Genomic DNA, 21,030 nt, shown 5'->3' on the forward strand with positions numbered 1-21,030 from the left:
AGAGGTCAGATGCCTCTGATGTGCATATTCCGGAACAGATGAGATTCACTAGGCTGATTCAGCAGGGCGCCCACGGCCCAATGGATCAAGGTTGCGCGGCATTTCCCCCGCCGCCATGCTTTGCCAGTCAAGGACCTGCCGCATCAGCACCGCTTGACCGACGCAGATGATGGCTGGCGGTTCGAGACCAGCGTGGGCGATGTCATTGACAATTGTCCCAAGGGTGGTTTCAAGGACGTTTTGCGCATCGGTTGTCGCGGTCGTTATCACCGCCACGGGTTCCGCCGCCGGTCGTCCGGCCGCGAGTAGTTTGCCCGCGATCTGGGCGATATGTTTCATGCCCATATAGATCACGATGACCTGACTACCTTTCGAGATGCTGTCCCAATCCAGCGATCCGGGCGTCTTGCCCGACTGGTCATGCCCGGTGACAAAGGTGACGGATTGGTTCACATCGCGATGTGTGACCGGAACACCCGCATAGGCCAGACCGCCAATACCGGCAGTGATGCCGGGAATGATCCGGATAGGCACGTCATGCTGCACAAGCGTCTGCGCCTCTTCCCCGCCACGTCCGAAAACAAATGGATCACCGCCCTTCAGCCGCAAAACCCTTTTGCCCGCCCGCGCCAGTTCCACCAAATGAAGCGAGATATCGCGTTGTTTGGCAGAGGGCTTGCCGCCGCGTTTACCCGCGTAGATGTGCTGCGCCTGCGGCGCCCAGTCGAGGATCTGCTCCTGCACCAGCGCGTCATAGATCACCACATCCGCCTGACGCAACGCGTTCAGCGCATGCAGTGTCAGCAGACCCGGATCACCGGGCCCCGCACCGCAGAGCCAGACCCATCCCGGTTCCAAAACCGGCCAGTCATGCGCGGGGAGATTGGTGTGTGTCATCTTGTCTTTATGCAGCGTGCAGCCTTGCTTGGAAAGATGTCAAACGACGGACAATTGCCGATTGGCGGCATCTGCGGCACTGCCTATAGTCCTGCTGATGAGAGGCAAACCAACAGGCGAACTGCGCCGCGGCTGGACCACGGGCGCATGCGCGACCGCAGCGACCAAAGCAGCGCTGATGCGTCTGTGGGGCGGTGCCTTTCCAAAGGACGTAACGATTACGCTGCCAAAGGGGGAGATGCCGGTCTTTCCGCTGGCGCTGACCGATGCCGGGCCGGGCTGGGCGCGGGTTGGTATCACAAAAGATGCGGGCGATGACCCTGATGTGACCCATGGCGCGCTGATTGTCGTGTGCGTTGCGGCATCTTCCGGTGGCATCGTCTTCGAAGCAGGTGAGGGCGTTGGCACCGTGACCAAACCCGGCCTCCCGCTCGCGGTCGGCGATGCCGCGATTAACCCCGTGCCGCGACAGATGATCAGCGATATCGTGCACGAATTGGCGCGGCAGCATGGTTGCGCGCCTGATATCATCGTCGAGATTTCGGTGCCCGGCGGGCAGGAGCTGGCGCTGAAAACCTGGAACCCGCGTCTGGGGATTGTGGGGGGAATTTCGATCCTCGGTACGACGGGCGTCGTGCGGCCCTTTAGCTGCGCGGCGTGGATCGCCTCGATCCATCGCGGCGTTGACGTGGCGCGCGCGGATGGCCTGACCCATGTGGCCGGGTGTACGGGTGCGACATCCGAAAAGACGGTGCAGGCGCTCTACGACCTGCCGGATCACGCTATGCTGGACATGGGCGACTTTGCGGGCGGGATGCTGAAATACCTTGTAAAACATCCCATTGAGCGGGTGACGATTGGCGGCGGCATCGGCAAGATGATCAAACTGGCGCAAGGTGCTGTGGACCTGCATTCCGCCCGGTCTCAGGTGGATTTTGACGGGCTTGCCGACCTGATGAATGACCCACGGCTGGCCGGGGCGAATACGGCACTTGAGGCGTTGAATATGGCTGGGCCCGCTCTTGCTCAGAGGGTCGCCGAAAAAGCTTTGGCGCAGCTACAACGATTTGCCGAGCAGATCACTTTTGATGTCGTGGTGATTGATCGATCTGGCGGGATCATCGGACGGGCCGGGCCATGACGATCTTGCTCTTGGCAGGTACGGGCGATGCGCGCCGTTTAGCAGAACGCTTGAGCGGGCGGGATGTGGTTGCGTCCATCGCCGGTGCCACGCGCGAACCTGCCGCTTTGCCCTTGCCCACGCGCGTCGGAGGGTTTGGCGGAGCGGCGGCGTTTCGTGACTATCTGACGGAGGTCGGGATCAGCGCCGTCCTTGACGCAACGCATCCCTACGCGCATCGGATCACCGAGCGTACGGCAACGATCTGCGCAGCGCAGCATATCCCATACCTGCAACTTCTGCGGCCCGGCTGGACACCGGATACAGGCGATAACTGGACGGAGATTGCCTCGGAAGAAGAGGCAGCTGCACATATCCCCCTGGGCGCGACCGTGTTCCTTGGCACCGGGCGCCAGTCGCTGGAACGCTTTGCGAACCTTGCGGGCCGGTTTGTGATTTGCCGCCAGATCGACCCACCTGACGGGCCGTTCCCACTTGAGGATGGAATGTTCCTTATCGGGCGTCCACCTTTTTCTGTCGAGGACGAAATCGCGCTTTTCAAGGCGCGCAAGGTCGATTGGCTTGTTGTCAAGAATGCGGGCGGTGCGGCCAGCCGGACCAAGCTGACCGCAGCAAACCGCCTGCAAATCCCCGTCTTAATGCTGACACGTCCGCCACAAGGCGACTGGGCTTGCGTTGCCACAATCGATGAGGCGATTGCATGGGTGGACGCGTTATGAAAGAACGTGTGATCAAGACGGATGCCTGCGTCCAAGAAGGGGCCACATGGTTGTGCTCCCAACATCCGGCCTTTGCACAGGCGATGCAGCATTTGCCCGCATTGCCATTGCGCCTGAAACCCGATGGATTTCCCCAACTCCTGAGCGCGATTGTCGGCCAGCAGGTCAGCGTTGCGTCTGCCAACGCGATCTGGGCGCGCCTTTCGGACGCGGGCATGACCGATGCGGAGCGGGTCAGGGCCACGTCACAGGAAGCGTTCCGCGATTTGGGGCTGAGTCGCCAAAAAGCGCGGTACGCTCTAGCTTTAGCGGACGCCGAGATCGACTATGTAGGTCTTCGCGCGATGCCCTCGGACGAAGTGGTCAAAGTGCTCACGGCGGTGCCCGGTATCGGTACCTGGACCGCCGAGATTTACGCAATGTTCTCACTGGGGCGTGCCGATGTCTTTGCAGCAGGCGATCTGGCATTGCAGGAGGCCGCGAAGCAGATCTTTGCCCTATCCGAACGGCCTAGGGAGAAGGACCTGCGCAGCATGTCCGATGACTGGCGCCCCTGGCGGTCGGTTGCGGCCCGGATCATGTGGGCCTACTACAGCCATCAGAAACAACGGGAAGGGATCCGATGACGCGCGCGCTTGAGGCTCAACGACGAAATCCGGTATCGGGTGAAACCCGGTCATGCGTTGTCTTTTTGCATGGCTATGGCGCCAACGCGGCCGACCTGATGGGGCTGGCCGATCCCTTGGCTGAACACCTTCCCGATACGCTTTTCATTGCGCCCGATGCGCCAGAGGCCTGCGCCGGTGCGCCAATGGGCTTTCAGTGGTTCCCGATCCCGTGGATTGACGGGTCCAGCGAGGAGGAAAGCCGCGCGGGGCTGGAACGTGCGGCGGCGGATCTGGACGCTTTTCTGGATGGCGTGATGGTGGATGAGGACCTCTTGCCTGAACAGGTCATGGTCTTGGGATTCTCACAAGGCACGATGATGGCGCTGCATGTCGTGCCCCGCCGCGAGGATCCGATTGCGGGCATTGTCGCGTTTTCCGGGCGCCTTCTTGACCCGGAATTGCTGGCGGACGAAGTCGTTAGCCGCCCTCCGGTGCTGTTGATACACGGTGATCAGGACGACGTGGTGCCGCCCCAGTCGCTGCCACAAGCGGCCGAAGCGCTGCAGGGTGCTGGCTGGAGCGAGGTCTATGCGCATATCATGAAAGGGACCGGTCACGGCATTGCGCCAGATGGCCTTCAGGTTGCGCTCGCGTTTATGCGTGAACGGTTAGGGTTGTCGTAGGAAAGGTCCGTTTCTACCACTTCTACCTTGCAAGTCCGGTCCGGCCTTGCGATGATTTAGGGGTAGCCAAAATTATTGGTGGCTGCCTTAATTTTTATTTCAAATGTCGTTGAGACATTAACCATTTTGTTAGGATTTTCCGATGATATCGCATTCCGTAGTATACTGTTTTTTGAGTGAGATTGTTTGATGGTTCCCTTGCAAAGCGTCCCCCCCATTGCGCCGAAAGTGTCGAAAGAGCGGGTTTTGCACCTGCTTCTGCTTCTTGGCGCCGCAACTGTGCTCAGCATGGTCGGCCAGTTGCTGAGCCCTGATCCGGTCATTGTAAAGCTGGTTGTTGTGGTGACCGTGGCCGTCCTGCTGGCGATGATCCCCGTATCGATCATGCTCAGATTGCGCGAAAACAAGCGCCGCATGCAGTTGATGGCCCAGGTTGATGGTGTGACCGGCGTCACCAATCAGCAGACTTTTCTGCGGCGCTTTACGAGGGCCCTGCCGCAAAGTGGCGTGCTGTTGATGTTGGATCTCGACCATTTCAAACAGGTCAATGACATGGGCGACAGGCATGCGACCCAACTTTGTCTTATGGCGCTTGCCCAACGCTGCCGCGAAGTGACGCGCTCAACCGACATCGTTGGTCGGCTGGATGGATCTGTCTTTGGCATCTACCTGCCCGGCGCGCCGATTGAGAGGGGACGTCATGTGGCCAATGAACTCAGCAAAGGCATTCATGTCGTCACGCCAAAAGGTGTCTTGCACGCCACTGTCTCTGTCGGGGTCGTTGTCGCAGATGGTTGGACGCCGCTGGAGCGGTTGATGAAAAGCGTTGAACAGGCGCTCGATCTGGCCAAATTGCGCGGCCCGGCCCACGTGATGTTGCGCCCTGTCGTCGCTGCATAGGAATCTGCGTAAAAATCGTTGTTTTTTGCCGCATATTGTGGGGGTTGTCACAAATCTGACGCGATATATAGTCAGACCTGCAGGCACAAGCGGGGACGCCGCGATCGGTTAAGTTTCCGCACTGAGCAGTGTAGGAATGACGCAATGGCGCAAGCAGATTTTAGGACTGATTTTGTCAGGGAGCCTGGCGCGCTCAAACACTACCCCGCGCTTGTGCTCAATGCTGATTACCGTCCGCTCTCGTACTATCCGTTGTCGCTTTGGCCCTGGCAGGAAGCGGTCAAGGCCGCCTGGCTTGACCGTGTCGACATCGTTAGTGAGTACGATGAGGTGGTGCGCAGCCCCTCAACCGAGATTCGCATTCCATCGGTGGTTGTGCTGAAGGATTATGTACGGCCGCAAAAAAGAGTCGCGTTCACGCGTTTCAACCTGTTTTTGCGCGATGAGTTCACTTGCCAGTATTGCGGCGCGAAAGGTGACCTGACCTTTGATCACGTTGTCCCACGGGCCGCGGGCGGGGTGACAAGCTGGGAAAACGTGGTCGCGGCCTGTTCGCCCTGCAATCTGCGCAAGGGCTCGCGCTCGCTCAAACAATCAGGGATGAGCCTCGCAAAGCCGCCGCGCCAACCGGTGCCGGATCAGCTGCACAATGTGGGCCGCAAATTCCCGCCAAATCACCTGCACGAAAGCTGGGTCGATTTCCTCTATTGGGATGCCGAACTGGAGGCATAGCTTCACAATCGCTAGACTTGGGCTACACACCGCGCTAGGAAAGCTGCGTTAGCGCTAACGTAGTGCCCCAGAACGGATAAGCCCATGGTCTCTCGCGTCATTCCGGTTGAAGTCTTTGACCTTGTGATCTTTGGCGGGACGGGCGATCTGGCCCGCCGTAAAATCCTGCCCGGTCTATTTCGGCGGTTCCTGTCAGGGCAAATGCCTGATGAGGCCCGGATCATTGGTGCCGCACGCTCTGACCTTGACAGCACCGGTTACCGGAATTTGATCGCAGAGGCGATTGCCGAATTTGGCGGTGAAGAAAAGAATGATAGCAAGGCCTTGGCGGCCTTTCTTGATCATCTGGATTACGTGGCGATTGACGCCAAAGGCGAGGGCGGCTGGCAGGCGCTGGCGCAACTTGTTCGTCAGGATGTGGTGCAGGCCTTCTATTTCTCGGTGGCACCGTCGCTTTTTGGCGATCTGGCAGAGCGGTTGCATCTGCATAAGATCGCACATCCGCAATCCCGCATCGTGGTGGAAAAACCGTTCGGACGCGATCTTGAAAGCGCCCGGGCGCTCAACACCACCTTGGCGGCCCATTTTGACGAAAGCCAAATCTACCGGATCGACCATTATCTGGGCAAGGAAACCGTCCAGAACCTAATGGCAGTCCGGTTCGGCAATGTGCTGTTTGAGCCGCTGTGGAACAACCACTACGTCGACCACATCCAGATCACTGTGGCCGAGACGGTCGGCGTGGGCGGGCGCGGCGCATACTATGACAAATCAGGTGCGATGCGGGATATGGTCCAGAACCACCTGATGCAGCTTTTGTGCCTGATCGCGATGGAGCCACCTAGCCAGTTTGAGGCGGATGCGGTACGCGACGAAAAACTGAAAGTCATTCGCGCGCTACAACCCATTGATTATCATCATATTGTACGCGGGCAGTACGATGCTGGGCCGAATGGCCCGAGTTATCGCGAAGACGCTGAAAACCCGCGCAGCTTCACCGAAAGCTTCGTCGCAATGCGCTGCCACATCGCCAATTGGCGTTGGGCGGGCGTGCCGTTTTACCTGCGGACCGGTAAGCGCATGCGCGCGCGATCATCCGAAATTGCTGTGGTCTTCAAGGATCTGGGTCACACGATCTTTGAAGGGGATGAGGGGCGGCAGCGCAATATTCTTTCTATCCGTTTGCAACCGAATGAGGGGATGGATTTGCAGGTGACGATCAAAGAGCCGGGGCCTGGCGGGATGCGCCTGGTCGATGTGCCGCTTGATATGACCTTTGCCGAGGCGCTGGGGGATGGTGCTGCCGACGTTACCGATGCATATGAGCGGCTAATCATGGATGTGATCCGCGGCAACCAGACCCTTTTCATGCGCGGGGACGAGGTTGAAGCCGCCTGGGCCTGGACCGACCCGATCATCGAAGGGTGGGAGGCGCGTAATGATGTGCCCAAGCTTTACGATGCGGGGTCTGCCGGGCCGGAAGATGCGATGATGTTGCTGCACCGGGATGAGCGGAAATGGCGCGAGATCAAGGGCACCTGAGCCACTGATTTGCGTACAATCAAGACGTGCACATCCCCGTTCAACCGCCTACACATGATATGCGCAGCGTGGCCCCTGAAAGGATCCAAGGATGAATGTGATTGAATATCCTGACGCGGAGATGATGATGATGGATCTCGCCGATACGCTCGCGGGAGAACTCAAGAACTGTCTTCTGGTGCATGAACATGCCTCCTTTGCGGTGCCGGGTGGTACGACCCCTGGTCCGATCTTTGACAGCCTTTGCGCGGTTGATCTGGATTGGGCCCGGGTTCACGTGATGCTGACCGATGAACGCTGGGTACCTGAAAGCTCGGAGCGTTCGAACACGCGCCTTCTGCGGCAACGGCTGCTGATCGAGCGTGCGGCGGCGGCCAAATACGTGCCGCTTTACGCGGAGGCCGACACGCCAGAGGAGAAATTACCGGACCTCGCCGAGGCGTTGACGCCAGAGCTTCCCATCTCGGTCATGCTATTGGGTATGGGGGCGGATATGCATACGGCCTCGATCTTTCCCGGTGCCGATCAGCTTGATCTGGCGCTGAATGGCGAAGACAGGCTGGTCGCGATGCGCGCGCCCGGTGCGCCGGAACCTCGGATCACCTTGTCCGCCCGCGTGATAAATGCGGCGATGTCGCGCCATCTGGTCATTGTCGGTGCGGAGAAGCGGGCTGCACTTGAAAAGGCGCGTGGTCTGTCGCCAGAAGAAGCGCCGGTCTCCGCGATCCTCAGCGGCACCAAGGTTCATTGGGCGGAGCGTTAGGATATGTGGGACGATCTGATCGCGCACCACGTGCAGGTGGCCGACCGTCGTTTTGAGACGCTGGTGGATGCAGAGCGCGCTGAGTCGTTTTCTGCACAAGTTGGCGACATGATTCTCGACTACGCCAAGACGAATATCGATGCCGAAGGGTGCCGTTTGCTTTTTGCGTTGCTGGATGAGGCGGGTGTGGCCGCAAAACGCGACGCGATGTTTAGCGGTGCCCCGATCAATGAGACCGAAGGGCGCGCTGTCTTGCACACTGCCTTGCGCAACCTCGACGGTGGCCCTGTCCATGTAGACGGCGTCGATGTGATGCCAGAGGTGCGCGCAACACTGGACCGGATGGCGAGTTTCGCTAGCCAAGTCCGCGACGGCGATTTCACGGGGCAGGGCGGCAAGATCACGGATGTGGTCAATATCGGCATTGGCGGCTCTGACCTTGGGCCTGCCATGGCCGTCAAGGCGCTGGCGCCCTACCATGACGGCCCGCGCTGCCACTTTGTCAGCAATGTGGACCCTGCCGACATCGCGGGCGTGTTACGCAGCTGCGACCCTGCGACAACGCTTGTCATCGTGGCATCAAAGACCTTCACGACGATTGAGACGATGACGAATGCGCGCACGGCGCGGGCCTGGATGCAAGAGCATGTCAGCGATAGCGGCGCACAATTCGCGGCCCTTTCGACGGCGGCGGACAAGACGGCGGATTTCGGAATCGACCCGTCGCGCGTCTTTGGGTTCGAAGACTGGGTTGGCGGGCGCTATTCGATGTGGGGGCCGATTGGGCTGTCACTGATGATCGCGATTGGTCCTGATGCTTTCCGCGCCTTCTTGCGCGGTGGGCAGGCGATGGATCAGCATTTCCAGGCAGCCGATTGGCAAGAAAACCTGCCCGCTTTGCTTGCCATTGTGGGGATCTGGCACAACCAGATTTGCGGCTATGCCACACGTGCCGTGCTGCCATATGACAATCTTCTCAGTCGCTTGCCCGCCTATCTTCAACAACTTGAGATGGAAAGCAACGGTAAGGGTGTCAGCATTGATGGCGCCGATCTGGGCCTACCAAGTGGACCGGTTGTCTGGGGCGAACCGGGCACAAACGGTCAGCATGCCTTTTACCAGCTGATCCATCAGGGCACCCGTGTGATCCCTTGCGAATTCCTCGTTGCGGCACGTGGCCATGAAGATGATCTGCATCACCAGCATCAATTGCTCGTGGCCAATTGTCTCGCGCAGTCAGAGGCACTGATGCGCGGGCGCGATCTGGACACCGCGCGCGAAATGGTGGCGGCAAAATTCACCGGAGACGAACTGGAACGTCAGGCCCGTCACCGCGTCTTCCCCGGTAATCGCCCGTCTGTCACTATCGCCTATCCGCAACTCACCCCCTTTGTCCTGGGGCAGATCATCGCGCTTTACGAACATCGTGTCTTTGTCGAAGGTGTGGTTCTGGGCATCAATTCCTACGACCAATGGGGTGTGGAATTGGGCAAAGAGCTGGCCACGACCCTGCAACCCGTTGTGGAAGGGACGCAACAGGTGGATGGAAAAGACGGTTCGACCGCCGCGCTTGTCCGATTTTTGCAGCGCAATGGCGTTTGATCGCTATGACGGGTCAGACACGAAAGTAGTAGGGTATTCAACATGTTCCTGACAGTGGCGACTTATGCGATGGCCGTGGTGATCATCACGGCGATGGTGATTGAGGCGCGCACCGGGAAAATCCCAAACTGGTTGACGATCATTCCTGTGCTCTTGTTTGTGGTTCTGGTCTTTGTGGCACCGCCGGCGCATCTATGGTGGCAACTGGCATTTGCGGCGGCCATCTTTGGCTTTGGCCTGTTCCTGTTCAGCTCGCGTGGCTTTGGCGCAGGCGCGGTCAAGCTGATGGGAGGCGTCGCGCTCTTTATGCCGCTTACGAACGGCTTTATCATCGCAATTGCCTTTATTGTGATCATGCTGGTCAGCACGTTTCTGGTGGTTCAGGTTCGCAGAGTCTTTGGCTCAGAAGACAGCACATGGCACGTCCTGGCTAAACCCGTTGTCCCGATGAGCTTGCCAATCGGTCTGACAGCGTTTTTCGCCTTTCTTGTGTCCTAGATTGCCGCTGTCACAATGATTTCCACGTAATAATCTGGCGTGGCGAGTTTGGCTTCGCCTGTCCACCGTGCAGGGGCATGGCCTTCGGGCACCCAAGCATCCCAAGCTGTGTTCATTTCGGCAAACTGCGTGCCGATATCAGACAGCCAGATTTGTGCTGTCAGTAGGTTCGACTTGTCCGTTCCTGCCTCAGCCAAAAGTGTATCAATCTTGCTCAGAATGTCATTAGTTTGATCCGTCACACTGGCGGCTGGAATACCAACCTGCCCTGCAAGATAGGCGACCCCATTATGGATCACCAATTGGCTCATCCGGGCGCTGGTGTGTTTGCGTGTTATCATGGGCATGCTGTGCCTCCTCAGGTTGGAGATTATGGAGCGAGCAACGTGAATGGAACTCGTAACTTAGATTATTGAAGACAAAGTGAAAGGTATCAATATCAATGGTTTATGTCGAGAATCCGGGGCTTGCTCAGAAGTTTGCTTTATTATTAGTTGGCCACTTACCGCTGTGGGAGTTTGCCGTAAAGCACCGATCGAACGGTCTCGCGTTTTGTGCCTCGCAGCGATTGGATGTGCGACTAGACGTTGATTTGGGTCGAGCGCTTCGTGAGGGTGGAGGGCAGCTCGCGCACGTCTCTGTCGGAATTAGCGCCTTGCCGCTGCGCGTTGTGCTGGGCAAGCAAGGCTGAAACCAAGTTTTTGTTTCCTGCGGCCCCCTGCAGTGATTATGTCAACTGGCTCATGAATGATCCGTGCCATAGTGAGGCATCATGCTTGCCGCCACTGCATGATGAGACGTCTTACTGGCGATTGCGCCAATTGGTTCAACCGACGGATACGATCGCAATCCGCCGCTCTCGCCATTCGCTATGGAGACGGATGTGAGCGCCCACGACTACGTTCTGTTCCTTCTGACTGGTCGTCAGAGTTTTCAGTGGATCGGATGCAGACCGGTTCTACCCGAAGCGCACGGATCCCGTATTCACTTTTAGTTTCTTACTCGGTGTCAAGGATTGAGGAGCGGGACAGGTACCAGTCGGTGATTTCTGCCCCCCGGCTACCACCGCTTTAGTCTCTTAGTCCCTATGCCCTCGCGGCGCGGCGCGCCGCGTGTTGGCACCAGCCAGACAATCTGCAACGCATCTCTACGCTTGACTACTAACAGGCACTCCCAGATGCTCGGCATCTTGTAGTCACAGGCCCGAAGTTCTTGCCATGCGATCCTATAGCCTATCTGGTGCATGAGCACCCGTGCAAATGCTCGGAGGGAAATCGTTTGCTCCGCGAGCCCATGTTTGAACTGCTGTGGGTGCGATGAACTGAAGTGCGGTCGCGAAGCCTGTCGGAATGATCTCATAACCGCAAAGATCGTTAGCGGAGCGCGTGCATAACAGCGGGAAGGGACACGCTCAGTGATCTTGCTGCGGCCAGTTCCCAAAGCTCCTGAGCTGATGCGCGATTGTAACACTCGTTGTTTCCAACAAGGATCAAGTCATTCGTTCCAGGTATACTCTCGATCCAGCTGCGCTGTCCGAAGGTGCCGCCAGCCATCGAATCAAGCTCAAGTGAGGCGGGCAACGCAGCAAGCGCAGAAAAGACGCCTGTAGACAATGCATACCCCGGCAGCCGTAGGATGCGCCGCGCAAACTTTTTCACATCCGGGCCTGAGACGACACCTACGATGACGCCGTTTTGTGCCATCAGTTCGGCAACCCGTCGATTGTCATTTTGTGGCGCTGACCCGATTGCGCATAGCCGAGGGTTATGGACAAATAACGGCCCACCGCTGTCACCCGGTTGAAACTTTGATCCGCCACTGTTGTCGTCGTCGCCGCACTCCAATCTGCATGTGCGCCCGATCCAACGCGATCCATCAATTTCGATATGGCCCTCGCGTGTCTCAGCATTTGTTGCGAGCCCGCATGCAAGACTGGTCGTGGATCCAAGGCCAAAGCCGCAGAAAGCTATACGCGACATAAAGCCTCTCTCTGCTTCGAGGTCGTCCAGGTAGTTATCGCTTCCGACGTAGATGAGTCGTCGAAACTCAGTGGCGATGGACCCCGACGCAAGCGGGACTGGAATGTACCGGCCAACCCGCACAAGCGCGATGTCGTTATCCTCAAACCAATCCGGATCATCTTGATCCCACGAAGGATGAAGATAAACATCCGTCGCCAAACCGGTGGCGCCGGGGATCGATGTTATTGAGATCACGAACGGTCCGCTAACGCGCGTCTGCTGGTAAGCATCCCGTAGGTTCCTTAATGTAAAATCGTCCAAGATATCTTTGTTGACTTGGAAGAAGCAATGGGCAGCGGTCAAGAGCCAGCTTTCACCACGCGTTTGAGATGTATATACGATTGTGCCGGTACATGATCCGAGTGAGGTACCACCACCGTTTGCAGTGGTCGTGTAGCGCACAACCCCTTCCCCTGAAGTCACACTAATCCCATCGTATACCGCATTGGCTGGTGACGCGAGGATTAGCCACAAAAGAGTGTAAAGAACCGACCTCATGAACTACTCCAGCATCACGTAAAAAAACCGACATGGGTTGGTGTTCTCGTAGATACGCAGGTTCACCGTCAGGTTTGCTGCCTTCGCCGAAAGGAGCGCAGCATAAAAACTGTCAAAACCAGGATTGCTTCGGTCGAGTTGCACAAAAACACCCTCGGCGGGGACGCAGTTTAATCGACGCTCATCGCCGCGCATATCGATCCGAACCCAGTCTGGGTGGATGTAAAGACGCTCGATCTTGTCAACACATCGGATACCCTGACAGGCATATGAAAAACTGGGGGTTGTGAGACCGAGAGCAAAACAAAATAACAGGAATACACGCATGAAACCGTCTCCGCGTGAAGAAAACGAAGGCTGATTGAGTATCACAGCCATGTTTTGCGGTTGCGCAGAGATTGTCAACACCTTCATTCACTCCCGTAAAACTGACCATGAGCTCTCAATTTTTCGGTGATGAGAAGTCCGATAAAGGCGCATTGAATAGCACTTTGTACCTCAAGTCATTGACGAGTTAGTCTTGCAAGGTCCGTGATCAAACTCTAGACCTTTATGGAAGTCCGCATGGCATTCAGTAGCCGTGCCAATAGATCGAAACCGCACATCTGGATTTCGTAGGCTACACTTGATGCATACCAATCGCTTCTTTTCTGAGGTCCATATGCAGATGGAGCAATGCTTTGTGGACGGTCGCCTTCGTACTTTGCATGCTCGTGTCATACAGTTTTTTGGTGGCAACGACACATTAGTTTTTGAGCCGGATAACCCTGTGTGCATCAGAGTGCCATTGGCACTATTTCAAGTGTTGGAAACATCTTAACTCTTGAGGGCAGTCTCACTCAAGCACCGGATGCTTAGCGCGCAGTTGCGCGACCGATGCGGGAGTATTCGCTTGGATAGTTATTGAACGTGTTTGGCTGTAGCCTGTGATTACAAGTATTGAGCAATTAAATTTGCACGATCTTAAACTACGGATATCAAAAAAGTGTATGAGTACCTTTTGTCGGGCGAAGACATATCGATCAACGAGTCTATCACACCATCCATTGGAATAGTTAAGCCGGTTGTCATACGCTATTTTCGTTCGCCTTGTAATTTTGGTTTTTGATCATTTTCGGTAGTCTTTCGTGGCTTTCTGAAGACCCACGAGTTTCAAGCTGATACGCCATCTATCTTCTGGTGGATCGGTATCTGGTACCTGATTGAAATTGGCGAAAGCTAAGCGCGCATTGGGCTTTTGGGCTTCGAAAGTGCCCCATCCAGAGTTCCAGGCTCTGTTTGTGTCTGCCGCAGAAATGGGCATAGATGGCAATCGGCGATATCATGGCATGCCGATTTTGATCACGTCAGCGCTGGTCTGAGTAATAAATCGCGCCCGCTTTCCAGCACATCTGCCGCTAATCCAGTAGATCTGATTTGGAATGGGTAGTTCCACGGCTCCGCCGAACCCTATTCTGCGAGAACCCTGGGACTATGTTTCAATCTAGCCAGATGTTCCAGGTTTTGCCTATCTCGGCATAATGCACACGCCCAGCATAAGGTGTTTTCATATGTTGAAATCAAATATTTACGGTGGAGCGGGTAACGGGAATCGAACCCGTAACTGAAGCTTGGGAAGCTTTCGTGATACCTTTTCACCATACCCGCAGCCTAGGCAGGGATACGCGGCGCGGCTGTCATGGTCAACGTGTTTTCCTTGCGGAAAATATCCACGCGCGAACGTTCAGGGCTTGGTGGCCGTGAATAAGTTGATATTGGCGGGGATACGCATTTGCATCGCCGCAAACTCTTTGGCGATCTGGCCAGCAATTATCTCGGCATCGGTGTCGCTAGCGCCGAAATGCTGCAGCGCTTTCTCGGCTGGTCCGATCTGACAACAAAGGTGGGCCGCGTCCAGGGCGTTGCCTTGTGGCGTCAGATCGATCAGGCAGGTTTCGGCCCGGATATCGGTCAGGCCTGCCTTGGTTAGGATATCGATGACGCGCTCCTGATCCTCGAACGCGAATGGGCCGGGCAGGGATCGATCCGTCTTGGGCATCTGGCCCAGCTGCGCTGCCGCAGCGCGGGCCGGTATCATGAACCACGGGTTGTGTGGGGCAGGTCCCCAGGCCGCAAAGACCATGCGCCCGCCGGGCCGCAAGGCTTTCCCCAGGTTGCGGAAGGCGGCGATGCTGTCGGCGAAAAACATCACGCCAAAGCGCGAGATCACGATGTCGAATGCAGCGTCATGAAAGGGATAGGTCTGGGCGTCGGCCAGAACAAACGTGACCCGGTTGCCATATTGTGCCTGCGCATGCGCGAGAAGAACGTTTGAGATGTCAAGGCCTAGAGCTGATCCCGATGACCCTACGCGGTCTGCGGCCTTGGTCGTGCTTGTGCCCGCGCCGCAGCCAATATCAAGAACAGTCTCGCCCGGTTGCAACGCGGCACGATCCAGCACCAGATCAAGAACCGGAGCGAGTAGGGCATCCATCGCATTCTGATGCGCGATCCAGTTTTTCCCGGCAGAGGTGGACCAGAAGGCTTGTTGATCGCTGTTATCGGCGGGGCGGTCACTCATGCGCGGCGCCGCCTGCGGCGCCCACCGGTCTCGCCGCCGCCGGTGTTGTGCAGGACCTCAGGAAGCTCGACCAAGCCACGCAGGGTCGGAAATGGATCAACGGCGTTCGGCATGGCGGAAGCATTCACGAAATGCTCCTGAAACCGTGGTTCAATTGCGGTTTCGATCTTGTGGATCTTATGGACCACGTCCTCAATTTCCTGGCGCGCCTCGGTGTTGAGCAGGGCGATCCGCGCGCCGGTGCCAGCGGCGTTGCCTGCGCTGGTGACCTTCTCCAACGGGGCGTCGGGGATCATGCCGAGCACCATGGCGTGTTTTGGGCTGATATGCGCTCCAAAAGCACCGGCGAGCACGACGCGGTCGACATTGTCCACGCCGAATTTGTCCATCAGAAGCCGGGCGCCGGAATAGAGTGCAGCCTTGGCCATCTGGATCTGCCGGATATCGGTATTGGTCACGGTGATCTTGGGGCCGCCCTCAGCAGTGCCGTCATAAAGCAGGTAGGAATTGGTGCGCCCATCTTCAAAGCAATTGGGCGATCCGGTTTGTTCGGCCGAGCCGATCAGCCCCGGCCCATCGACAATCCCGGTCATGCGCATCTCGGCAATCACTTCGATGATGCCCGAGCCGCAGATGCCGGTGACCCCGGTGCCAGCAATGGCGGCAACAAAGCCCTCTTCATCCGACCACAGATCGCATCCAATGACCTGAAAGCGGGGGGTTTTGGTCACGGGGTCAATCGCGACATGCTCAATCGCACCGGGAGCCGCGCGCTGGCCGCTGCTGATCTGCGCGCCCTCAAAGGCGGGGCCGGTGGGCGAAGAACAGGCGAGCACCTTGTCGCGATTGCCCAGTATGATCTCGGCATTCGTGCCTACATCGACGATCAGCACCAGATCGTCCGACTTGTCAGGTGCCTCAGAGAGCGCAACGGCTGCCGCATCGGCGCCTACATGACCTGCAATGCAGGGCAGGATGTAGGCGCGCGCTGCCGGATGCAGGTTCAGGTCAAGCTCTTGCGTGCGAAGTGAAATCGCCTCGGATGTGGCCAGCGCAAAGGGGGCTTGGCCCAACTCATAAGCGTCGATGCCCAGGAATAGGTGGTGCATGACGGGGTTACAGACAAAGACCGCATCAACGATCAGATTGCGGTCAATCTCTGCCTCCGATGCGATCTGCACGAAAAGCGCGTTCATGCCCTCGCGCACGGCCTTGGTCATCTCATCCGAGCCGGTCGGGTTCATCATGCCGTAGCTGACCCGGCTCATCAAATCCTCGCCAAACCGGATTTGGGGGTTCATGATGCCGGAGGAGGCGACGACATCGCCCGATCGCAGATCGCAAAGATGGGCGGCAATGGTGGTGGAGCCAAGGTCGACGGCGAGGCCGTAAATCGTGCCGTCATAGAAGCCGGGCCAGATGTCGATGATGCGGGGGGAGAAAACGGCGTCGCCCAGATGCACCGCAACGGTGACCTTCCACTCGCCTTTGCGGAGGGCCGGTTGCAGCTTTTTCAGAACTGTCAGGTCCGCCTCAAGATCCGGCAGATCCCAATCGCGCCGCAATGCGGTGACAAGCCGTTCCAGATCGCCTGACGGGTCATGCATGTCAGGCTCGGCCACTTCAACATAGTAAAGCCGCGTAGACGGGTTCATCGTGATATCCCGCGCCTCGGCCCGCTTGCGCACAACTTGCTTGTGGACCTGACTTTCGGGCGGCACGTCGATCACGATGTCGGAGTGGATCGTCGCCTGACAGCCCAGCCGCCGTCCCACCTTCAGCCCGCGTTTCTGGTCATAGCGTTCTTCAACGCTGTTCCATGCAGACAGGGCGTCGTCAGCGACGGTGACCCCATGTTTGGAAAACTCACCGTAAGAAGGCGTGATCTGACATTTCGAACAGATGCCCCGCCCGCCGCAGACGCTATCAAGATCGACACCCAATTGCCGTGCAGCCGTCAAAACCGGCGTGCCAACAGGAAAATGCCCCCGCTTGCCGGAGGGCGTGAAGATAACCAAAGGATCGTTGCTCATGCGCGCGCCTGATGTGTTTTCCTGCAAGATAAAGGTGGCGCAGACGAATGGAAGGCTCGATACCGTCATAATGATTATGTGCAGCGACGGGCGCGGCGCGTGTCGAAGCGCTGTGGCTGGTACTGTGAATGCGGGCGGCGAGGGAGGAATAGCATGACAGAACGAACAGGCGGCTGCCTTTGCGGGCGCATCCGGTTTGTCGCAAAGGGCGAGCCGCTGCGTGTCGGCATCTGTCATTGCATGGACTGCCGCAAGCATCACGGCGCGGTTTTTCATGCTTCTGCGATCTATGCCCCTGATGCCGTTCAGATTTCCGGTGACGTTCGGGAGTACGAAGGCCGCGCCTTCTGCGCAGATTGCGGCTCGTCGGTGTTTTCCCGCAGTCCGGGCGAGATCGAGTTGCATCTGGGGGCCTTCGATCAGCCGAACATATTTGCGCCGACTTACGAGCTTTGGATCACACGCCGCGAAGATTGGCTGCCCCCTTTTCCGGGCATGGCGGGCTTTGTGGGGGATCGAGAGGAAGGCTAACGCAGCCCACTCAATGGGTGTTTGAGCGGCATGATCCACAAAATGTGCCACTTGGGGGTTTTGCTGCCCGCAGTTCCGTGCAATAGGGACGTGCCAACGATACTCGCATGGGGGACCCAAAGATGCAGATTCGTGAGGCGCTTACCTTTGATGATGTTTTGCTAGTCCCCGGTGCGTCGAATGTGCTGCCGTCGACGGCGGATACGCGCACCAAAGTCACCAAATCCATCTCAATGAATATCCCGCTGCTTTCAAGCGCGATGGATACGGTGACCGAGGGCCGTATGGCGATTGCCATGGCGCAGGCTGGCGGCATTGGCGTGGTGCACAAGAACCTGAGCGTCGAAGAGCAGGCCAAGGAAATCCGCCGCGTGAAGCGCTTTGTGTCCGGTACGGTCTACAATCCGGTGACTTTGCGCCCGGACCAGACGCTGGCTGATGCGAAGGCGTTGATGGAGCGCTACCGGATCACCGGTTTCCCTGTCGTCGGTGCCGACGGCAAGGTTGTTGGGATCGTGACCAACCGCGACATGCGCTTTGCCCAGGACGATGACACTCCGGTCAGCGTCATGATGACGTCCGAGGATCTCGCAATGCTGACGGAGCCCGCCGATCTCGACGAGGCACGCTCGCTGATGCAGGCGCGCCGCATTGAAAAGCTCTTGATCACGGACGGGCAGGGCAAACTGACCGGGCTTTTGACGCTGAAGGACAGTGAACAGGCCGTGCTGAACCCGATGGCATGTAAGGATGCTCTGGGGCGTCTGCGCGTTGCGGCTGCCTCTGGTGTTGGCGATGCCGGGTTTGAACGGGCCGAAGCGCTGGTGGATGCGGGCGTGGATATGATCGTGATCGATACGGCGCATGGCCATTCCGAAGGCGTCGCGAAGGCAGTTGAGCGGGCCAAGATGCTCTCAAACGAGGTGCAAATCGTTGCCGGCAACATCGCTACGGGCACAGCCGCCAAAGCGCTGATTGATGCGGGTGCGGATGCTGTGAAGGTGGGGATCGGTCCCGGTTCCATCTGCACTACGCGCATGGTCGCGGGCGTGGGCGTGCCGCAACTGACCGCCATCATGGATTGCGCCGAAGGGGCGGGGGACGTGCCTGTGATTGCCGATGGCGGTATTAAGTTCTCCGGGGATTTTGCCAAGGCGATTGCAGCGGGTGCCTCTTGCGCCATGGTGGGTTCGATGATCGCGGGGACCGATGAAAGTCCCGGCGAAGTGATCCTGTATCAAGGACGGTCGTTCAAATCCTATCGCGGGATGGGCAGCCTTGGTGCGATGGCCAGCGGCTCGGCGGACAGGTATTTCCAGAAAGAAGCGGCGAGCGACAAGCTGGTGCCTGAGGGGATCGAAGGTCAGGTGCCCTATAAGGGCTCGGCACATGCGGTGGTGCATCAGCTTGTGGGCGGCCTGCGCGCCGCGATGGGCTATACCGGCAACGCGACAATTGATGAGATGCGGCGCAATTGCACTTTCGTGAAGATCACTGGTGCGGGGCTGAAGGAAAGCCATGTGCATGATGTGCAGATCACACGCGAAAGTCCGAATTATCGCGTCGGCTAAACGATGATACCCGGTGCCCGTATCGCTGCGGCGATCACCATTATCGGCTATATCAAGGCAGGCATCTCGGCGAGCCGATTTGCCGGATCAAAGGACCGGGTCGCCATTCGTGATCATGTCCTTGACGTGTGACGCGCCCGCCGCTCACTTGGCGACAACTTACCTGGCTTTCTTGAATCTGTACTCTTCTGGTATCAGAGTCGACGGCTGCTTGGCAGTTGCGCAGCGGTTGATCTCCGTCCGGAGAAGTCGCGCAGTCTCCGAAATCAATCACCTGATGGTGATGCGTGCCGACTGCGCGACCTCGGCGAAGACGCTGGCGGAGTTGGGTATTGTCCCGATTGATCTGACGGCGGATGCGAAGCCTGTCGAACTGTCTGATGGCGCGGTCACCACCGGCCACATGACCTTTGACCGAGATAATGGTGCGGTCGGGGCGGTGGCGGATGTGAACCACGTTGCTGAGGCGAGTGGGTGTTGGTTGGTGCGGGCGGCGAGGTTGCGGTTGGGACGGGTTTTGGGGGTGGGAGATGTGCCGTTGATATGGCGGACGGTGTAGCGGGTCTGGATTGTTGTCAATGTGGCGACAATCTGGGTGTGTGTTCAGATTTACACATGAACTCAAAAATAGGGTTTACAGTTTGGTAAGTCGCCGTTAACGAATTGTTAACAAGACTTGTTCGCGTCAGAATTGTACGCTCGGCCTATTTTGTCTTTTCTTGTTCTGTTGAATAGAGGCTACTTATTCTGATGAAAGATTTGGATAAATCACGCGTCGCCCTCATCCTACTATCGCATGAGACCAGGCGAGGGCTGTAACTGGAGCCCAGTCCAAACCTACTGGACGGCAAAGAATCGAGATTTGATGGAGGTGATGGAGTGCTTTTCAGCAATTATGAAGTTTTCAGACTAGCCTGCTTTGTGAGTCTATCCCTTGCTATGACGCAGGTTAAGTCAGATGTACCTTCTTCGTATTTTGACAAATATCAATACACATTACGAGCAGATTGGATTCCGGATAATACTTGCGAGGCCCTGTACAATATTACTCTTTCAACCGGCGAGAGAGTATCCAAGGACGATGATATTACATCTATCTATCGAGTTCCAACTCAGACAGATTTCTCTGATGCTTACAATCAAATCGACTGGCTGGAACATCCGATATCAACTGCTTCTCGTCAGGGGCAGCTGGCTATTGACATGGGGCTACGAGGCGAGACCATGAAATTCTTCGTATGCGAGATCGCGGGTAGTGAGGCAACATGGCAGAACTGTGCTGTTGGAATTGTCACTGAGCAAACGAGCATTGTGCAGAGTAATGATTACGTTCTCGTCTTATTGGAAAAACTAGGTAATAGTGAGTGTGAAGATGGCTGAAGACGACGTCCCAATTGCTGTTGTTGACATCAATATTTCTTTGCAAAATATGTCGCCAGAACACGCAGCTAGTGCAATTTCGAATAGTGCACGAGCTTTGGAAAGGGCTGGTATTGGATTATTCTCCGATGCTGGCGACGCAAGTGCAGCAATAATGCACGGCGCGTTCAAGGCGCCAACTGGATTTTCAAGTACAACGAGTGCTTTAGGTAGTGGTTTCTTTGCTAGTGGAGAGTTTGAGACCAAAACTATTCTGAGAGAATTGAATGGTGAGCTCTTCGAGGAAAATCACTCAGCTAATCCGAACTTTATTACAGATCTACTAGACGATTGGTATATAGCGAATAAACC

Annotated in this window: 21 protein-coding genes and 1 tRNA gene; 15 read left to right on the plus strand and 7 right to left on the minus strand. The window is 57.1% G+C overall.

Annotated features, from left to right (window positions below):
• Positions 1 to 48: 48 nt before the first annotated feature.
• Positions 49 to 897: a uroporphyrinogen-III C-methyltransferase gene (gene cobA / locus SLH49_RS12405; RefSeq protein WP_320269451.1), complete on the minus strand. Its 849-nt coding sequence runs from the start codon at positions 895 to 897 to the stop codon at positions 49 to 51.
• A 97-nt stretch (positions 898 to 994) separates the two neighbouring features.
• Here cobA and SLH49_RS12410 point away from each other — a divergent pair, with 97 nt between their 5' ends.
• The 10 genes from SLH49_RS12410 to SLH49_RS12455 all read left to right on the plus strand — a co-directional run bounded on the left by SLH49_RS12410 (position 995) and on the right by SLH49_RS12455 (position 10,085).
• On the plus strand, positions 995 to 2,038 hold the full coding sequence (locus SLH49_RS12410) for a cobalt-precorrin-5B (C(1))-methyltransferase (RefSeq protein WP_320269452.1): 1,044 nt from the start codon (positions 995 to 997) through the stop codon (positions 2,036 to 2,038).
• Complete coding sequence (locus tag SLH49_RS12415) at positions 2,035 to 2,757, plus strand: cobalt-precorrin-6A reductase (protein WP_320269453.1); 723 nt, start codon at positions 2,035 to 2,037, stop codon at positions 2,755 to 2,757. The genes SLH49_RS12410 and SLH49_RS12415 overlap by 4 nt, the downstream gene beginning before the upstream one ends.
• On the plus strand, positions 2,739 to 3,383 hold the full coding sequence (locus SLH49_RS12420; protein WP_320269454.1) for a DNA-3-methyladenine glycosylase 2 family protein: 645 nt from the start codon (positions 2,739 to 2,741) through the stop codon (positions 3,381 to 3,383). The genes SLH49_RS12415 and SLH49_RS12420 overlap by 19 nt, the downstream gene beginning before the upstream one ends.
• Complete coding sequence (locus tag SLH49_RS12425; protein ID WP_320269455.1) at positions 3,380 to 4,048, plus strand: alpha/beta hydrolase; 669 nt, start codon at positions 3,380 to 3,382, stop codon at positions 4,046 to 4,048. Before SLH49_RS12420 ends, SLH49_RS12425 begins: the two co-directional genes overlap by 4 nt.
• A gap of 246 nt (positions 4,049 to 4,294) precedes the next feature.
• On the plus strand, positions 4,295 to 4,948 hold the full coding sequence (locus SLH49_RS12430) for a GGDEF domain-containing protein (protein ID WP_320269456.1): 654 nt from the start codon (positions 4,295 to 4,297) through the stop codon (positions 4,946 to 4,948).
• Between the two features lie 144 nt (positions 4,949 to 5,092).
• Positions 5,093 to 5,680, plus strand: coding sequence for an HNH endonuclease (locus SLH49_RS12435; protein ID WP_320269457.1), 588 nt, complete (start codon positions 5,093 to 5,095; stop codon positions 5,678 to 5,680).
• Positions 5,681 to 5,764: 84 nt separating this feature from the next.
• On the plus strand, positions 5,765 to 7,222 hold the full coding sequence (gene zwf, locus SLH49_RS12440; protein ID WP_320269458.1) for a glucose-6-phosphate dehydrogenase: 1,458 nt from the start codon (positions 5,765 to 5,767) through the stop codon (positions 7,220 to 7,222).
• A gap of 91 nt (positions 7,223 to 7,313) precedes the next feature.
• Positions 7,314 to 7,985 carry a 6-phosphogluconolactonase gene (pgl, locus tag SLH49_RS12445; RefSeq protein ID WP_320269459.1) on the plus strand — a complete coding sequence of 224 codons (672 nt, stop codon included), beginning with the start codon at positions 7,314 to 7,316 and terminating at the stop codon, positions 7,983 to 7,985.
• Between the two features lie 3 nt (positions 7,986 to 7,988).
• Complete coding sequence (gene pgi, locus SLH49_RS12450) at positions 7,989 to 9,587, plus strand: glucose-6-phosphate isomerase (protein WP_320269460.1); 1,599 nt, start codon at positions 7,989 to 7,991, stop codon at positions 9,585 to 9,587.
• 42 nt (positions 9,588 to 9,629) lie between these two features.
• The gene (locus tag SLH49_RS12455; RefSeq protein ID WP_320269461.1) at positions 9,630 to 10,085 is read left to right on the plus strand and encodes an A24 family peptidase; all 456 of its coding nucleotides are present in this window, start codon (positions 9,630 to 9,632) and stop codon (positions 10,083 to 10,085) included.
• Here SLH49_RS12455 and SLH49_RS12460 read toward each other — a convergent pair.
• From SLH49_RS12460 to SLH49_RS12485, 6 genes are all read right to left on the minus strand, one after another.
• Positions 10,082 to 10,432: a RidA family protein gene (locus tag SLH49_RS12460; protein ID WP_320269462.1), complete on the minus strand. Its 351-nt coding sequence runs from the start codon at positions 10,430 to 10,432 to the stop codon at positions 10,082 to 10,084. The genes SLH49_RS12455 and SLH49_RS12460 overlap by 4 nt on opposite strands.
• Positions 10,433 to 11,458: 1,026 nt before the next feature.
• Complete coding sequence (locus tag SLH49_RS12465) at positions 11,459 to 12,409, minus strand: hypothetical protein (protein ID WP_320269463.1); 951 nt, start codon at positions 12,407 to 12,409, stop codon at positions 11,459 to 11,461.
• Positions 12,410 to 12,607: 198 nt separating this feature from the next.
• Positions 12,608 to 13,018 (minus strand): hypothetical protein, encoded by a 411-nt coding sequence (locus SLH49_RS12470; protein ID WP_320269464.1) that lies wholly within the window; start codon positions 13,016 to 13,018, stop codon positions 12,608 to 12,610.
• 1,159 nt (positions 13,019 to 14,177) lie between these two features.
• Positions 14,178 to 14,251 (minus strand) — tRNA-Gly (locus SLH49_RS12475).
• A 76-nt stretch (positions 14,252 to 14,327) separates the two neighbouring features.
• Entirely contained in the window at positions 14,328 to 15,164 is an 837-nt protein-coding gene (locus tag SLH49_RS12480) for a class I SAM-dependent methyltransferase (protein ID WP_320269465.1), read from the minus strand.
• The gene (locus SLH49_RS12485; protein WP_320269466.1) at positions 15,161 to 17,197 is read right to left on the minus strand and encodes an ASKHA domain-containing protein; all 2,037 of its coding nucleotides are present in this window, start codon (positions 17,195 to 17,197) and stop codon (positions 15,161 to 15,163) included. Before SLH49_RS12485 ends, SLH49_RS12480 begins: the two co-directional genes overlap by 4 nt.
• Before the next feature lie 153 nt (positions 17,198 to 17,350).
• Between SLH49_RS12485 and SLH49_RS12490 the strand changes: the two genes are divergently transcribed.
• The 5 genes from SLH49_RS12490 (at position 17,351) to SLH49_RS12510 (ending at position 20,679) form a co-directional block, all read left to right on the plus strand.
• A complete protein-coding gene (locus tag SLH49_RS12490; protein WP_320269467.1) occupies positions 17,351 to 17,728 on the plus strand; it encodes a GFA family protein in 378 nt (125 codons plus the stop codon).
• A gap of 122 nt (positions 17,729 to 17,850) precedes the next feature.
• Positions 17,851 to 19,299, plus strand: coding sequence for an IMP dehydrogenase (gene guaB / locus SLH49_RS12495; RefSeq protein WP_320269468.1), 1,449 nt, complete (start codon positions 17,851 to 17,853; stop codon positions 19,297 to 19,299).
• Positions 19,300 to 19,302: 3 nt separating this feature from the next.
• Positions 19,303 to 19,431 (plus strand): hypothetical protein, encoded by a 129-nt coding sequence (locus tag SLH49_RS12500; protein WP_413785284.1) that lies wholly within the window; start codon positions 19,303 to 19,305, stop codon positions 19,429 to 19,431.
• 145 nt (positions 19,432 to 19,576) lie between these two features.
• Entirely contained in the window at positions 19,577 to 19,858 is a 282-nt protein-coding gene (locus SLH49_RS12505) for a hypothetical protein (protein ID WP_320269469.1), read from the plus strand.
• Positions 19,859 to 20,178: 320 nt separating this feature from the next.
• Complete coding sequence (locus SLH49_RS12510; protein ID WP_320269470.1) at positions 20,179 to 20,679, plus strand: hypothetical protein; 501 nt, start codon at positions 20,179 to 20,181, stop codon at positions 20,677 to 20,679.
• Positions 20,680 to 21,030 lie beyond the last annotated feature (351 nt).

The organism is Cognatiyoonia sp. IB215446 (assembly GCF_033963825.1).
In the GTDB taxonomy this organism is placed as follows: domain Bacteria; phylum Pseudomonadota; class Alphaproteobacteria; order Rhodobacterales; family Rhodobacteraceae; genus Yoonia.

What these genes read in the sequence shown, in the direction of transcription:
- cobA (WP_320269451.1), bottom strand. Translation starts at nt 897, where the DNA reads ATGACACACACCAATCTCCCCGCGCATGACTGGCCGGTTTTGGAACCG.
- SLH49_RS12410 (WP_320269452.1), top strand. Translation starts at nt 995, where the DNA reads ATGAGAGGCAAACCAACAGGCGAACTGCGCCGCGGCTGGACCACGGGC.
- SLH49_RS12415 (WP_320269453.1), top strand. Translation starts at nt 2,035, where the DNA reads ATGACGATCTTGCTCTTGGCAGGTACGGGCGATGCGCGCCGTTTAGCA.
- SLH49_RS12420 (WP_320269454.1), top strand. Translation starts at nt 2,739, where the DNA reads ATGGGTGGACGCGTTATGAAAGAACGTGTGATCAAGACGGATGCCTGC.
- SLH49_RS12425 (WP_320269455.1), top strand. Translation starts at nt 3,380, where the DNA reads ATGACGCGCGCGCTTGAGGCTCAACGACGAAATCCGGTATCGGGTGAA.
- SLH49_RS12435 (WP_320269457.1), top strand. Translation starts at nt 5,093, where the DNA reads ATGGCGCAAGCAGATTTTAGGACTGATTTTGTCAGGGAGCCTGGCGCG.
- zwf (WP_320269458.1), top strand. Translation starts at nt 5,765, where the DNA reads ATGGTCTCTCGCGTCATTCCGGTTGAAGTCTTTGACCTTGTGATCTTT.
- pgl (WP_320269459.1), top strand. Translation starts at nt 7,314, where the DNA reads ATGAATGTGATTGAATATCCTGACGCGGAGATGATGATGATGGATCTC.
- pgi (WP_320269460.1), top strand. Translation starts at nt 7,989, where the DNA reads ATGTGGGACGATCTGATCGCGCACCACGTGCAGGTGGCCGACCGTCGT.
- SLH49_RS12455 (WP_320269461.1), top strand. Translation starts at nt 9,630, where the DNA reads ATGTTCCTGACAGTGGCGACTTATGCGATGGCCGTGGTGATCATCACG.
- SLH49_RS12460 (WP_320269462.1), bottom strand. Translation starts at nt 10,432, where the DNA reads ATGCCCATGATAACACGCAAACACACCAGCGCCCGGATGAGCCAATTG.
- SLH49_RS12470 (WP_320269464.1), bottom strand. Translation starts at nt 13,018, where the DNA reads ATGAAGGTGTTGACAATCTCTGCGCAACCGCAAAACATGGCTGTGATA.
- SLH49_RS12480 (WP_320269465.1), bottom strand. Translation starts at nt 15,164, where the DNA reads ATGAGTGACCGCCCCGCCGATAACAGCGATCAACAAGCCTTCTGGTCC.
- SLH49_RS12485 (WP_320269466.1), bottom strand. Translation starts at nt 17,197, where the DNA reads ATGAGCAACGATCCTTTGGTTATCTTCACGCCCTCCGGCAAGCGGGGG.
- SLH49_RS12490 (WP_320269467.1), top strand. Translation starts at nt 17,351, where the DNA reads ATGACAGAACGAACAGGCGGCTGCCTTTGCGGGCGCATCCGGTTTGTC.
- guaB (WP_320269468.1), top strand. Translation starts at nt 17,851, where the DNA reads ATGCAGATTCGTGAGGCGCTTACCTTTGATGATGTTTTGCTAGTCCCC.
- SLH49_RS12500 (WP_413785284.1), top strand. Translation starts at nt 19,303, where the DNA reads ATGATACCCGGTGCCCGTATCGCTGCGGCGATCACCATTATCGGCTAT.
- SLH49_RS12505 (WP_320269469.1), top strand. Translation starts at nt 19,577, where the DNA reads ATGGTGATGCGTGCCGACTGCGCGACCTCGGCGAAGACGCTGGCGGAG.